13 protein-coding genes are annotated in these 13,106 nt (G+C 72.6%); 9 read left to right on the plus strand and 4 right to left on the minus strand.

All coding sequences use genetic code 11. From position 1 onward, the window contains the following. Window positions 1-2: 2 nt before the first annotated feature. Window positions 3-1,472 carry an amidohydrolase gene (locus tag OVA28_RS09450; protein ID WP_268096737.1) on the minus strand — a complete coding sequence of 490 codons (1,470 nt, stop codon included), beginning with the start codon at window positions 1,470-1,472 and terminating at the stop codon, window positions 3-5. Beyond that, window positions 1,469-2,146, minus strand: a complete 678-nt coding sequence (locus OVA28_RS09455; RefSeq protein WP_268096738.1) for an FMN-binding negative transcriptional regulator — start codon at window positions 2,144-2,146, stop codon at window positions 1,469-1,471. The genes OVA28_RS09450 and OVA28_RS09455 overlap by 4 nt, the downstream gene beginning before the upstream one ends. Before the next feature lie 183 nt (window positions 2,147-2,329). Between OVA28_RS09455 and OVA28_RS09460 the strand changes: the two genes are divergently transcribed. The 9 genes from OVA28_RS09460 to OVA28_RS09500 all read left to right on the plus strand — a co-directional run bounded on the left by OVA28_RS09460 (window position 2,330) and on the right by OVA28_RS09500 (window position 11,600). Further along, window positions 2,330-3,916, plus strand: a complete 1,587-nt coding sequence (locus OVA28_RS09460) for a peptide ABC transporter substrate-binding protein (RefSeq protein WP_268096739.1) — start codon at window positions 2,330-2,332, stop codon at window positions 3,914-3,916. An 8-nt stretch (window positions 3,917-3,924) separates the two neighbouring features. Next, a complete protein-coding gene (locus tag OVA28_RS09465; protein WP_268096740.1) occupies window positions 3,925-5,322 on the plus strand; it encodes a M14 family zinc carboxypeptidase in 1,398 nt (465 codons plus the stop codon). After that, window positions 5,322-6,263: an ABC transporter permease gene (locus OVA28_RS09470; RefSeq protein WP_194629019.1), complete on the plus strand. Its 942-nt coding sequence runs from the start codon at window positions 5,322-5,324 to the stop codon at window positions 6,261-6,263. The genes OVA28_RS09465 and OVA28_RS09470 overlap by 1 nt, the downstream gene beginning before the upstream one ends. Next, window positions 6,260-7,150: an ABC transporter permease gene (locus tag OVA28_RS09475; protein WP_194660688.1), complete on the plus strand. Its 891-nt coding sequence runs from the start codon at window positions 6,260-6,262 to the stop codon at window positions 7,148-7,150. Before OVA28_RS09470 ends, OVA28_RS09475 begins: the two co-directional genes overlap by 4 nt. Before the next feature lie 41 nt (window positions 7,151-7,191). Continuing rightward, entirely contained in the window at window positions 7,192-8,607 is a 1,416-nt protein-coding gene (locus tag OVA28_RS09480; protein ID WP_268096741.1) for a serine hydrolase, read from the plus strand. A 35-nt stretch (window positions 8,608-8,642) separates the two neighbouring features. After that, a complete protein-coding gene (locus OVA28_RS09485; RefSeq protein WP_194660689.1) occupies window positions 8,643-9,209 on the plus strand; it encodes a GbsR/MarR family transcriptional regulator in 567 nt (188 codons plus the stop codon). After that, the gene (locus OVA28_RS09490; RefSeq protein WP_268096742.1) at window positions 9,206-10,870 is read left to right on the plus strand and encodes a dipeptide ABC transporter ATP-binding protein; all 1,665 of its coding nucleotides are present in this window, start codon (window positions 9,206-9,208) and stop codon (window positions 10,868-10,870) included. The genes OVA28_RS09485 and OVA28_RS09490 overlap by 4 nt, the downstream gene beginning before the upstream one ends. Before the next feature lie 137 nt (window positions 10,871-11,007). Beyond that, entirely contained in the window at window positions 11,008-11,331 is a 324-nt protein-coding gene (locus tag OVA28_RS09495) for a hypothetical protein (RefSeq protein ID WP_194660691.1), read from the plus strand. A 116-nt stretch (window positions 11,332-11,447) separates the two neighbouring features. Beyond that, window positions 11,448-11,600: a hypothetical protein gene (locus tag OVA28_RS09500; RefSeq protein WP_194660692.1), complete on the plus strand. Its 153-nt coding sequence runs from the start codon at window positions 11,448-11,450 to the stop codon at window positions 11,598-11,600. On the opposite strand, the gene OVA28_RS09505 is transcribed toward OVA28_RS09500, so the two are convergent. Further along, on the minus strand, window positions 11,573-12,421 hold the full coding sequence (locus OVA28_RS09505; protein WP_268096743.1) for an EamA family transporter: 849 nt from the start codon (window positions 12,419-12,421) through the stop codon (window positions 11,573-11,575). The genes OVA28_RS09500 and OVA28_RS09505 overlap by 28 nt on opposite strands. Beyond that, window positions 12,418-13,080 (minus strand): response regulator transcription factor, encoded by a 663-nt coding sequence (locus OVA28_RS09510; protein WP_268096745.1) that lies wholly within the window; start codon window positions 13,078-13,080, stop codon window positions 12,418-12,420. Before OVA28_RS09510 ends, OVA28_RS09505 begins: the two co-directional genes overlap by 4 nt. Between the last annotated feature and the right edge of the window lie 26 nt (window positions 13,081-13,106).

The raw sequence follows: 13,106 nt of genomic DNA on the forward strand, positions 1-13,106 counted from the left end.
CGTCACAGGTCCAGGTGCGTCCACCGCCCGGCGATCGCGGTGCCGAGCACCCGCATGGACCGTAGTGCGGCCGAGGACGCGGCGATCGGGTCCGCCTCGGTGAGCACGAGGTCCGCGACGTCCTCGACGGCCACGGACACCCGGCCGTCGGTCGAGCCCCGCCACGCGGCCAGCGCCGACATCCGCTCGGCAGGGTGCCACGGCTCGCGGCCGTCACGGTCCCGCCCGACGGCCGCGGCGAGCGACACCCACGGGTCGAGCGGCGCCACCGGGGCGTCCGACCCGAGGAGCACCTGGGCACCCGCACGGACCAGGGACGCGAACGCGAAGGCCCGGTCGGTGTCGCCCGCCCAGTGCCGGTCGGCGATGTCCCGGTCGTCCATCGCGTGCTCCGGCTGCACCGACGCGGCGACGCCGAGGCGGGCGAACCGCTCGACGTCGGTGTCCACGAGCAGCTGGGCGTGTTCGATCGTGCCGCGGGCGCCGACGGCCTCGAAGACGTCGAGCGCCAGGGTGTTCGCCCGGTCGCCGATGGCGTGGATCGCCGGCGTGAGTCCGGCGTCGACGGCCCGGCGGGTGATCGCGACGAGGTCGTCGAAGGCCCAGGCGAGCGAGCCCGACCCGTCCACGAGCGCTGCCGTCCGCGTCCCGAGGGAGCCGTCGGTGATCACCTTGAACGGCCCCATCGTGAGCAGGCCGCGGGTGCCCTCGACGACGTCGCCGGTGCGGAGCCCGCGGGCGATGACGTCGGACAGCTCCGTCGCGTACACGCCAGACGCCACCCGGAGTGCGTCCGTCCCGCCGTGGATGCGGCGCACCCAGCGGTCCAGCCCGAAGCGCATCTCGAGGTCGACGACCCGGGTCACGCCGCGGGCGGCAGCGGCCTCGGCGGCGTCCGCGACGTAGCCGTCGAGCACGGCGTCCGGCACGGTGGAGAGCGCGCCGGTGACGTCGAACGCGTCCTGCTCGCGCAGGACGCCGTCCTCGCCGGCCTCGAGTGGCCGCCCGAGGACCCGGCTGAAGTGGGCGAGCGCGCTGGTGCTGCACCAGACGGCGTGCAGGTCCGCGCTGATGACGACGGTCGGGAGGCTCGGTGCGGCCGCGTCGAGCAGCGCGCGTCGGGCGGGGCGCGGCCAGAGACCGTCACGGTAGCCGTGGCCGACGAGGACCGGGTCCGCCACCCCGGTGCGGACGACGTCGGCGAGGAGGTCGGCAGTCGCCTCGGCGGAGTCGCAGCCGGTGACGTCGACGCGCCGCCGGACGAGCGCCCACTGGTCGAAGTGCGTGTGGTGGTCGACGAGCCCGGGGCCGAGCCAGGCGCCGCCGGCGTCGACGACCTCGGTGTCGGGACCCGACGGTGCCAGCGTGCCGGCGGGGGCGATCGTGGTGACGACACCGTCGGTGACCAGCACGTCGGCCGGGGTGCCGGAGGTGCCGACGCGGCGGACGGAACGGAGCAGGACGGCGCTCATCGTGCCTCCCGTCCGGCGACCGTGACGGCGGGCGACTCGGCACCGACGCCGGGCCGGACCCGCTCCATCTCGTCGGCGAGCGCCGGCGAGGCGTAGGGCCCGTCGCCGCGCAGTCCCGCGATGACGTCGTCGACCACGGCCGGGGCCTTGTTCTGGGACAGCTTGGCGCGGGCGTCGAAGCGGGTGACCCGGATGCGGATGCCCACGGTGCCCTTCGCCATGCGCCTGGCGGTGTCCTCGTCGACCTGCAGGGAGACGGGGTCGGGCATCACCCGTTCGAAGTGGTCGACGAGTTCGCCGAGGACGCGGAAGTTCTCCTCGTCGGACAGGATCTCCGGTGTCCCCCAGAGGTGCGCGGTGACGTGGTTCCACGTCGGGACGAACTGGGCTGCCGGGTACCAGGCGGGGGAGACGTAGCCGTGGGGGCCCTGCACGATGACGAGCACCTCGTGCTGCCCGAGTTCGTGGGCCTGTTCGTCGGGACGTCCGACGTGCGAGACGAGCACGAGCTGGTCGGGGTCCTCGTCGGGACCGGGCGCCTCGAGCACGAAGGGGTAGTGCGAGGCCACGAGTCCGGCGTCCGTGTGCGACACGATCGTCGCCCACGGGTTGTCGTCGACGAGCCGCTTCACCTCGGCGACGTCGGTCATCAGGAAGTGCGGTGTGTGGCGCATGTCCCGAGCGTGGCACACCGGCCCTGGCTCGCGCGACAGGTGTCGTTTCGCGGGTGTTTCTGCCTGGTAAAAGTTTCAGAGTTGATTGAAAGAAGCCTTGCGGTCGGGATTCGACCGGGCCTAGCTTTCCGGACAACGACGACCGGGCAGTGGACCGGACGCACCCGATCGAAGGAGTTGTCCATGCGACGCAGGACGATCGCCGCGCTCGCCGCGGCTGCCACGGTGGCCCTGGTGGCGACCGGCTGCTCGGCGAGCGGCACCGCCGACCCCGCCGCGGACGCGAGCCTGGTGTACGCCACCGGTGAGCCCGACCACCTGACGCCCGGGCGGCAGACGGTGGCCTTCGACCAGGTGATGAGCCTGTTCGCCCCGCTGACCCAGACGGACGCGAAGGGCGAGCTCCACGACGTCGCCGCGAAGAGCGTCGAGAGCGACGACGCCACCACGTGGACGATCACGCTCCGCGACGGGTGGGAGTTCCAGAACGGCGAGGCCGTCACCCCCGAGAGCTACGTCAAGGCCTGGAACCACGTCGCCTACGGCCCGAACGCCTGGGAGAACAGCGGCCAGCTCGCGTCGATCGTCGGGTACTCGGACCTGAACCCGGCGAAGGGCACCCCGACGACGAAGGAGATGTCGGGGCTGAAGGTCACCGGCAAGGACACCTTCACGGTCACCCTGACCCACGCGGACAGTCAGTTCCCACTGCAGCTCAGCCAGGCGCAGACGGCGTTCTACCCGATGCCGTCCGCCGCGTACGACGACCTGAAGGCGTACGACAAGAAGCCGATCGGCAACGGCCCCTACAAGATGTCGAAGGCCTGGAAGGCGAACCAGGAGTTCACCGTCACGGCCTGGAAGGGCTACGAGGGCGCGAAGCCCGCGACCCCGAACGTCACCTTCCGCAGCTACTCCGACATGAACACCGCGTACACCGACGTCCTCGCCGGGAACGCCGACGTGCTCTTCCTGCCGACGGACAAGATGACGAGCGCGAAGGACGACTTCGGCGACCGGCTGCACTCCTTCGACGCCCCCGGCATCGACTACCTCGGCTTCCCGCTGTGGGACGAGCGCTACTCCGACCCCGACGTCCGCCGCGCGATCTCGATGTCGATCGACCGCGACCAGGTCAACAAGGCCATCTACGGCGGCCTGTACGACCCGGCGACCGCGCTCACCCCGCCGTCGATGTCCGGGACGAAGGAGGGCATCTGCGGCGAGGCCTGCGAGTTCGACCCGGCAGCGGCCAAGCAGCTCCTGGCGAAGGCCGGCGGGTTCGACGGCAGCATCGAGATCGTCTACCCGGGCGGCAACGGCCTCGACTCGCTCTACCAGGCGTACGCGAACCAGATCCGGCAGAACCTCGGGGTCGACGCCGAGGCGAAGGCCACCACCGACTGGGCCTCGTACTACTCCGAGCTGACGGACAAGACCGTCAAGGGCCCGCACTTCGGCCACTGGGGCGCGCTCTACATCAGCCAGCAGAACACCCTCCGCGCCCTGTTCACCACGGCCGGCGGCTGCGCACCCTGCACGGGCTACTACCAGGACGACGAGGTCGACTCGCTGCTCGCGAAGGCCGACTCCGCCGGCACCCAGGCCGAGGCGAACGACTACTACACGAAGACGCAGGAGGCCGTGCTCGAGGACTTCCCGGTCGTCCCCACCTTCTTCGACAAGTACTCCTACGTCACCAGCGACAAGATCGCGGAGCTCCCCGCGGTCGCCGGCAGCCCGGTGGTCGCGAAGATCGCCGTGAAGTAGGGCGCCGCATGGACAGCGACACCATCCTGCGGCTCGTCCGCGAGGTCCCCGACCACGACGGCTTCCCGCTCGTCGACGACCTGCACGCCCGGTTCGACGCGCTCGCCGCGGCCCACCCGGACCGGGTCACGGTCACCAGGATCGGCACCAGCCGCCTCGGAGAACCGCTGCACAGCTACCGTATCGGCACCGGGTCGCACGCCGCCGTCATCGTCGGCGGCGTGCACCCGAACGAACCGATCGGCTCGTGGACGGCGCTGCACCTCGCCGAGACGATGCTCGGGGACGACGCGGAGGCCACCGCGCTCGACGTCACCTGGCACATCGTCCCGACGATCGACCCGGACGGCATGCGGCTCAACGAGGCCTGGTTCCACGACCCGTACGACCGGGTCTTCTACTCCCGGCACTTCTACCGGCCGGCTCCGGACAGCCAGGTGGAGTGGACGTTCCCGAACAACCACAAGTCGGTGTACTTCGACCAGGTGCTGCCGGAGACGCTCGCCTTCATGCGGCTCATCGACGACACCGAACCGGACCTCCTGGTGAGCCTGCACAACGGGGAGATGGGCGGCGTCTACTACTACCTCTCCGAGGACCTGCCCGACGTGATCGACGTGCTGCACGCGGTGCCCCGGGCGCTCGGGCTGCCGCTCGACACCGGGGAGCCGGAGTCGCCACACCTGCGTGAGCTGGCCCCGGCGGTGTTCGCGATGGACGGGGTGGAGGAGGTCCACGACTACCTCGAGGGCCTCGGTGTCGACCCCGCCGAGCACATCCACGGGGCGTCCAGCGCCGCGTGGGCCCTCCGCCACGGCGCACTGTGCATGGTGGCCGAGCTGCCGTACTGGAGCCACCCCGACGCCGACGACCAGACCCCGACCGACGAGTCCTACGCGGACCTGCTCCGGCGGTGCGCGGACGACCTCGGCGGCTCCGGGGCCGAGCTCCAGCGGGTCCTCGACGCCGCGTCGCCGATGCTGACGATCGAGACGCCCTTCCTGCAGGGCTCGCGGGCCTTCATCCCGATGCTCACCGCGACCCCGGAGACCGACCGTGCCCGGGCCGAGCGCGAACCGGCGGACCGGATGGCCACCGTCGCCGAGCGCTTCGGCTGCGAGGACCTGGTGCGCTGCTTCCGGCTCCGCTACGGCGGCATGCTGCTCCGCGCACTCGAGGCGGAGACCACCGCCGGCACGGCGTCCGCGCCGCTCCGGCGGCTCCGCGACGACCTCGCGGAGCGGTACGCGCTCTGGCAGGCGGACGCGGTGACCGACGCCGCGCCGATCCCGGTGGGGACGCTGGTGGGGGTGCAGTACGGGGCGATCCTCGCCTGCGCGAGCCACGTGGCGGACCCGCACCGTGCCTCCCGTGCGGTGTCCGCGACGATCCCGGGAGGCGCGTGATGCGTCCGACGCTCGCCGTCGGTCGGCGACTCGGCGGCCTGGTCATCGTCTTCCTCGGGGTGACCTTCCTGATCTACGCGATGACCTTCGCGCTGCCCGGTGACCCGATCCGGGCGCTCGGCGGCGACCGGCCGCTCAGCGAGTCGGTCGTGCGGGCGCTCCGTGCCGAGTACCACCTGGACCAGCCGCTGTGGCTGCAGTACGTGCAGTACGTCGGCGGGCTGTTCCGCGGCGACTTCGGCACCGACTTCACCGGGCAGCCCGTCGCGGCGCAGATGGCCTCGCGCTGGCCGGTGACGATCACGCTCGCGCTCACCGCGTGGGCGCTGGAGATCGTCCTGGGCATCGGGCTCGGGGTGTTGTCGGCACTCAAGCGCGGCACGGTGCTCGACAAGACCGTCCTCGTCGGCACGATCGTCGTCGGCGCGGTCCCGGTCTTCGTGCTCGGCGTCGCCCTGCAGCTCGTGTTCTCGGTCCGGCTGCACTGGTTCCCCGTCGCGGGCGCCACCGCCGGCTGGCCGACCGCGTACGTGCTGCCCGCGTTCGTCATCGCGCTGTTCGGCCTGGCCGCGGTGTCCCGGCTCACCAGGACGTCGATGATCGAGACCCTCGACGCCGACTACGTCCGGACCGCCCGCGCGAAGGGCCTGACGCCCGGCCGGGTCGTCGGGGTGCACGTGATGCGCAACTCGCTCATCCCGACCGCGACGTACCTGGCGACCGACCTCGGCTACCTGATGGGCGGCACGGTGATCATCGAGGGCATCTTCAACCTGCCCGGCGTCGGGAACCTGCTGTTCCAGGGCATCCGCTCACACGAGGGCGCCGTCGTCGTCGGGATCTCCACCGCCCTCATCCTGGTGTTCCTCGTCACGAGCGTGCTCGTCGACCTGCTGCACGCCGCCCTCGACCCGCGCGTCCGATCGGGAGCCGCCGCATGACCACCTCCGCCCTCGCCGCGACCGTCGACCCCGTCGTCGGGGTCAAGCGCCGCCCCCTCGCCGCCGCGGCCCGCACCCCGGGGTTCTGGGTGCCCGCGTCGGTCCTCGTCCTCGTGCTGGCGATCGCCGCGTTCCCGCAGCTGTTCGCCGGGCTGTTCGGCCACGGTGACCCCCGCGTCTGCGACCTCGGCCGGAGCGGGGACGGCTCCGCCGCCGGGCACCCGTTCGGCTTCGACCTGCAGGGCTGCGACGTGTACGCCAACGTCGTGTACGGCACCCGCTCGTCGATCGCCGTCGCGGTGCTCACCACCGTGCTCGCGGGCATGGTCGCCGTCGTCGTGGGGACCGTCGCGGGCATGGTCGGCGGCTGGGTCGACGCCGTGCTCGCCCGCCTGACCGACGTGTTCCTCGGCTTCCCGTTCCTGCTCGGCGCCGTCGTGGTGCTCAACAGCGTCGGGGAGCGGTCGGTGCTCACCGTGTCGCTCGTGCTCGCGCTGTTCGGGTGGCCGACGATGGCCCGGCTCGTCCGGTCGAGCGTCCGCGGGGTCCGGAACGCCGAGTTCGTCCTGGCCGCCCGCACGATGGGGCTCTCCACGTGGCGGATCACCACCCGGTACGTGCTGCCGTCGTCGATCTCGCCGCTGCTCGTCCTCGCCACGATCACCGTCGGCGGCGTCATCGTGTCCGAGTCGTCGCTGACCTACCTCGGCATCGGCCTCGAGAGCCCGGCGATCTCCTGGGGGCTGCAGCTCTCCGCCGCCACCAGCCAGTTCCTGCGCGCCCCGCACATGCTCGTCGCACCCGCGGCGTTCCTCGCCGTCACCGTGCTCGCCGTCATCGCGCTCGGTGACACCCTGCGGGCCGCACTCGACCCGCGTCGCCGCTGACGCCAGACTCGAACCCCCTGCTCTCCCTGGAAGGAACCACCGTGACCGACACCGAGGCCACCCGCACCGCCTACCGCACGACGCTGCCCACCATCCGCGACTGGATCGCGTACAAGGTCTGGCAGCTGCGGGTGCCCGGCGTGCAGGTCGCGATCGGGTACCAGGGCGAGGAGCTGTTCTCCGAGGCGTGGGGCCACGCCGACGTCGAGGCCGGCCGCCGCCTGACGACGAACGACCTGTTCCGCATCGCCTCGCACTCCAAGACCTTCACGTCGACGGCGCTGCTGCTCCTCGCCGAGCGGGGCTCCCTGCGGCTCGACGACACCGTCGGCACCTACGTCCCCGCCCTCGTCGAGGGCGGGTCGCCGATCGCCGACGCCACCGTCCGCGAGCTGATGGAGATGGGCGCCGGTGTGATCCGCGACGGCCACGACGGCGACTACTGGTCCCTCGCCCGGCCGTTCCCCGACGAGGACGAGCTCCTCGCGCTGGTGCTCGACCGCGGGCAGAAGGTGCCGACGGGTTCCTCGTTCAACTACTCCAACCTCGGGTACTCGCTCCTCGGGCTCGTCATCGCCGCGGCGTCCGGGCGGAGCTACAACGACTACGTGCGCCAGGAGATCGTCGAACCGCTCGGCCTGCGGAACACCGGGCCCGACTGGGACCCGTCGCGCGAGGACGACTTCGTGGTCGGCTACTCCGGCTTCCACGTCGCACGGCACCGGCAGCGCATCGCCCACGTCGACACCCGGGCGATGGCCGCGGCGACCGGCTTCCACGGCACCGCGTCCGACCTGGTCAAGTACTTCTCCGCGCACGTGCTCGGGCAGGGCGAGCTGCTGAGCGACCACTCCAAGCGCCTGGCGCAGCGGAAGTCGTGGAGCGCCTCCGACGAGGACCCGGCAGCCCGCGGCTACGGTGCCGGCTTCATCGTCGACCGGATCAACGGGCGCGAGGTCCGCGGCCACTCCGGCGGCTTCCCCGGCCACATCACCCAGTCGCTCTTCGACCCCGAGTCCGGCCTGGTCGTCTCCGTGATGACGAGCTCGGCCGCCGGCCCCGCGACGCTCCTCGCCACCGGGATCGTCAACCTGCTCGACGCCGCAGCCGACACGGCAGCACCCGGCGCGGTCGTCACCGAGGACGTCGCCGCGCGGTACACCGGCCGCTACGCCAACCCGTGGGGCGTCACCGACGTCGTCCGGGTCGGCGACCGGCTGCTCGCGATCGACCCCTCCGGCCCCGACCCGATGGAGTCGCCGACCCGGCTCGAGGTCGTCGACGCGGACACGCTCCGGATGACCCACGGCAACCGCTTCGGCTCCGTCGACGAGGACATCGTGTTCACCCGCGACGCCGACGGCACCGTCACCGGCATCCGCGGCAGCGGCGGCATGAGCGAGGAGCCGTGGGCGATCCCCGACGAGGCTCCGGAGGTCGCGGCCGGGCTCGCATAGCCTGGCGCGGACCACGGATCGACGAGGGGACCACCATGACCGAGCAGCAGCAGACCGTCACGACCGACGACCGCGTCCTGGACCCGGTGCGCCAGGCGTTCGTCGAGGAGTTCGCGCTGATGCTCGGCGACGGCGCGGGCATGCCCCTCACCGACGCCCGGGTGCTCGGCTACCTCATCATGACCCGCGCCCCGTACTCGTCCTCCGCCGACCTGCAGGCGGCCCTCGGCGCGAGTTCGGGGTCGGTGTCGATGGCGACCAGGCGGCTCGTCGACTCCGGGTTCGTCAAGCGCCACACGGTGCCTGGGGAGCGGAGCCACTACTTCCGCGCCGAGACCGACGTCTGGGGCAGCTGGCTGGCCAGCGAGCGGAAGTACCTCGACCGGCAGCGGGACATCATCGCCCGCGGGCTCGCCGTCGTCGAACAGGACGGCCACACCGGCCCCGGCGACGTGGACGCCCCCGTCCGCGAGCGCCTGCGCAACGGGCGCGACTACATGCAGTGGCTGCACGGCCACCACCGCAAGATGCTCGAGGACTGGGAGGCCTTCAAGGTCGCCCGCGACACGGGCGACGACGCACCAGGGACGGGAACCCCATGACCGAGCCGCGCGAGGACGTCCTCGTCGTCGACCACCTGACCGTCACGTTCGACGTCGAGGGCGAGGTGGTCCGCGCCGTCGACGACGCCTCCTTCACCGTCGGCCGTGGCGAGGTCGTCGCCGTCGTCGGGGAGTCCGGCTCCGGCAAGAGCATGACCGCGATGACCGCGATGGGCATCGCCCCCGACGGCGCCGTCGCCAGCGGCGCGATCCGCATCGGCGGCGTCGACGTGCTCAGCTCCGGCGAGCAGCACCTCCGCGAGGTCCGCGGCCGCACGGTCTCGATGATCTTCCAGGACCCCTCCGCCGCCCTGAACCCCGTCTTCACGATCGGGTTCCAGCTCGCCGAGGCCGTCCGCCGCGCCGACCCCTCCACCGACCGGGCGACGGTCAAGGCCCGGGCGCTCGAGCTCCTGCGGGCCGTCGAGGTCCCCGAGCCCGAACGCCGCCTGGGGCAGTACCCGCACGAGCTCTCCGGCGGACAGTGCCAGCGCGTGATGATCGCGATGGCGCTCGCCGCCGACCCGGACCTGCTCATCGCCGACGAACCCACGACCGCGCTCGACGTCACCGTCCAGGCGGAGGTGCTCGACGTGCTGCGGGCACTCCGGGAGCGCACCGGCACCGCGATCCTGCTCATCACGCACGACATGGGCGTCGTCGCCGACATCGCCGACCGGGTCGTCGTGATGCGCCGCGGCCAGGTGGTCGAGTCCGGCACCGCCGTCGCCCTCTTCGCGGCGCCGACCGCGGACTACACGCGCGAGCTGCTCGCCGCGGTCCCGCGGCTGGGTTCCGGTGACGGCCGGGAGGCTCCGCTCGCCCCCGCCACGCCCCTCCCGTCGACCGTCCTCGACGTCCGCGACCTCGTGGTCGAGTACGGCGGCGCGCTGCGCCGGCGCTTCCGCGCGGTCGACCACGTGTCGTTCACCGTCGGCCGCGGCGAGATCGTCGGCCTGGTGGGGGAGTCCGGCAGCGGCAAGACCACGATCGGCCGCGCGGCGGTCGGCCTCGCTCCGATCACCGCCGGCTCGGTGTCGGTCGACGGCATCGACCTCGCCGGTGCCGGTCGTGCGGAGCGCCGGAGCATGCGGCGTCGCGTCGGCGTGGTGTTCCAGAACCCGCTGCGCTCCCTGAACCCCCGGTACACGGTGGGGCAGACCGTCGCCGAGCCCCTCCGGCAGATCCTCCGCCTGTCGGCCGCGGACACCGAGACCCGCGTCGAACGGCTCCTGTCGGACGTCGGGCTCGACGGCGGCTTCCGGGAGCGCTACCCGCACGAGCTCTCCGGCGGCCAACGGCAGCGCGTCGCGATCGCCCGTGCCGTGGCCCTCGACCCCGCGCTGCTCATCGCCGACGAACCCACGAGTGCCCTCGACGTGTCGGTGCAGGCCCGGGTGCTCGACGTCTTCCGCGAGCTGCAGGAGCGCCTCGGGTTCGCGTGTCTGTTCGTCACGCACGACCTCGCCGTGGTGGACACCCTGTGTGACCGCGTCGTCGTGCTGCACCAGGGGCGCGTCGCCGAACAGGGGACGTGTGACGCCATCCTCCGCGCGCCCGAGGACCCGTACACCCGACGGCTCATCCAGGCCGCCCCGGTCCCGGACCCCGAGGAGCAGGCGCTCCGCCGGGCCGCCCGCCTGGCCGCACTCGCCTCCTGACCCGGCGGCCCTGCCCCTCGCGCCTCCGGCGGGGTCCGCGGTCGGAGGCGGCGTCGACACGCCGATCCGAGCCTCCAGGGTGTCCGCCGGGGCGCACCGGACTTGACGTCCGTTCGAACACACGTTCGAATGATCCGGTGGGACGGCGTCGCGAGAACCGGTGGCAGCCCCCGGAGCACCCGGAGGTCGAACGCCCGCACGCCTACACGCTCTCCGACGACGCACGGGGGCCGGACGTCTGCCACGCGGTGACCCCGCTGCCGGTGTGGGCGTGGGTGCAGTTCCCGACGTTCCACGTCCGGGTGAAGGCCTTCGCGAAGAGCTGGACCCGCGATGCCGTGCTCGTGGAGTGGGCGCAGTTCGGGCAGCAGGCGCAGGCGTGGGTGTGGCGGTCTGCCGTCAAGCACCGGGTACTGCGGGTCGACGCCGACCGCCGGGCGCGTGCACCGGACGCCGGATAGCGCACCCGGTTGACAGGGCTCCGGCGACGCGGGATCGTTCAAGCAGTCGGGGTCCACGAAGATTCTCGACGATCAAGACATCCGTCCCGCGAGTGTCCCGACCGGAAGGAAGCGCCGTGACCCGTCACGAGGTCCCGTCCTGGGTGGCACACGTGCTCACCCCGCCAGAAGTCATCGCCGCCTACGTCGAGCGCCGCGTCAACGACCCCGCGCTGCTCTCCGGCGACGCGCACGAGCCGACCTACGCCGACTTCCTCCGCGCCGAGTAGACCGTCACGCCGACGCTCGCCGCGGTGACGCACGCGAGCGCCACCACCTCCACGGGCGACAGGGCCTCGTGCAGCACGAGGAGCCCGGCGAGCGCCGCCACCGCCGGGCCGAGGCTCTGCAGCACGCCGAACACCCGCGTCGGCATCCGGCGCAGCGCGAGCATCTCGAGGGCGTAGGGCAGCACGCTCGACAGCACGGCGACGGCGCCGAACACGACGAGCAGCGTCGGGTCGGCCACGACGCCGTCGACCGCGGTGTGCAGGCCGAACGGCAGCGACACCACCATCGCGACGAGCATCGACACCGCCAGGCCGTCGACGCCCGGGATGAGCGAGCCCACGTGCCGGTTCATCACGATGTAGCCGGCCCAGCACGCGGCGGCCGCGACGGCGCAGGCCACGCCGCCGAGCTGGGTGACGGCGGAGGGGCCGACGCCGAGGAGCACGACACCAGCGAGCGCCAGCACCGCCCAGAGGACGTCACGCCACCGCCGGGTGTGCACGAGCGAGAGCGTGAGCGGTCCGAGGAACTCGATCGTCACGGCGACGCCGATGGGGATCGTCGCGAAGGCCAGGTAGATGAAGACGTTCATGCCGCCGAGCGCCAGTCCGAGCAGGACGGCGCCGGTCCACTGCCCGCGGTCCCAGTGCCGGACGCGGGGCCGGACCACGAGGGCCAGGACGAGGGCGCCGATCACCAGGCGGAGCGTCGCTGCGCCGACCGAGCCGACCTCGTCGAAGCGGGTCTTCGCGACGGCGGCGCCGAGCTGGACGGAGACGATCGCGGCGAATGCCAGGAGCGGCGCCGGGACACGGGTCATCCGAGGTAGGCGAGGACGGCGAGCACGCGGCGGTGGTCCTCGCCGGTGTCCTCGAGTCCGAGCTTGGCGAAGATGCTCGACACGTGCTTCTCGACCGCGCCGGTGCCGATGACGAGTGCGCGGGCGATGGCGGCGTTCGTGCGGCCCTCGGCCATCAGCCCGAGGACGTCGCGCTCGCGGGGCGTCAGCGCGGCGAGCGGGTCGCGGCGACGGCTCATCAGCTGCGTCACGACCTCGGGGTCGAGCACGGTGCCGCCGGCGGCGATGCGGCGCACGGCGTCGTCGATCTCCTCGAGCCGGGTGACGCGGTCCTTGAGCAGGTAGCCGATGCCTGCTGTGCCGGACGCCAGGACGTCCTCGGCGTAGGTGGCCTCGACGTACTGCGACAGCAGGAGCACCCCGGTGCCCGGAGCCAGCCGGCGGGTCTCGACGGCGGCGCGGACGCCCTCGTCGGTGAACGTCGGCGGCATGCGGACGTCCATCACGACGACGTCGGGGGCGCCGTCCGGCAGGGTCGCGAGGAACGACGTCGCGTCGGCGTGCTGCCCGACGACGTCGATGCCGGCCTCGAGCAGGACGCGGGACAGGCCCTCGCGGATCAGGACGGCGTCGTCGACGACGACGGCCCGGATGCGTGCTGCATCCGGGCCGTCGGTCATGCTCCCCACCCTAGTGGGAGGGCACC

This window comes from Curtobacterium sp. SL109 (assembly GCF_026672405.1).
GTDB lineage: Bacteria > Actinomycetota > Actinomycetes > Actinomycetales > Microbacteriaceae > Curtobacterium.

Excerpts from the sequence above, each read along its gene's own strand:
- OVA28_RS09505 (WP_268096743.1), bottom strand. The coding sequence starts at position 12,421 with ATGACCCGTGTCCCGGCGCCGCTCCTGGCATTCGCCGCGATCGTCTCC.
- OVA28_RS09490 (WP_268096742.1), top strand. The coding sequence starts at position 9,206 with ATGACCGAGCCGCGCGAGGACGTCCTCGTCGTCGACCACCTGACCGTC.
- OVA28_RS09485 (WP_194660689.1), top strand. The coding sequence starts at position 8,643 with ATGACCGAGCAGCAGCAGACCGTCACGACCGACGACCGCGTCCTGGAC.
- OVA28_RS09465 (WP_268096740.1), top strand. The coding sequence starts at position 3,925 with ATGGACAGCGACACCATCCTGCGGCTCGTCCGCGAGGTCCCCGACCAC.
- OVA28_RS09470 (WP_194629019.1), top strand. The coding sequence starts at position 5,322 with ATGCGTCCGACGCTCGCCGTCGGTCGGCGACTCGGCGGCCTGGTCATC.
- OVA28_RS09475 (WP_194660688.1), top strand. The coding sequence starts at position 6,260 with ATGACCACCTCCGCCCTCGCCGCGACCGTCGACCCCGTCGTCGGGGTC.
- OVA28_RS09460 (WP_268096739.1), top strand. The coding sequence starts at position 2,330 with ATGCGACGCAGGACGATCGCCGCGCTCGCCGCGGCTGCCACGGTGGCC.
- OVA28_RS09510 (WP_268096745.1), bottom strand. The coding sequence starts at position 13,080 with ATGACCGACGGCCCGGATGCAGCACGCATCCGGGCCGTCGTCGTCGAC.
- OVA28_RS09450 (WP_268096737.1), bottom strand. The coding sequence starts at position 1,472 with ATGAGCGCCGTCCTGCTCCGTTCCGTCCGCCGCGTCGGCACCTCCGGC.
- OVA28_RS09455 (WP_268096738.1), bottom strand. The coding sequence starts at position 2,146 with ATGCGCCACACACCGCACTTCCTGATGACCGACGTCGCCGAGGTGAAG.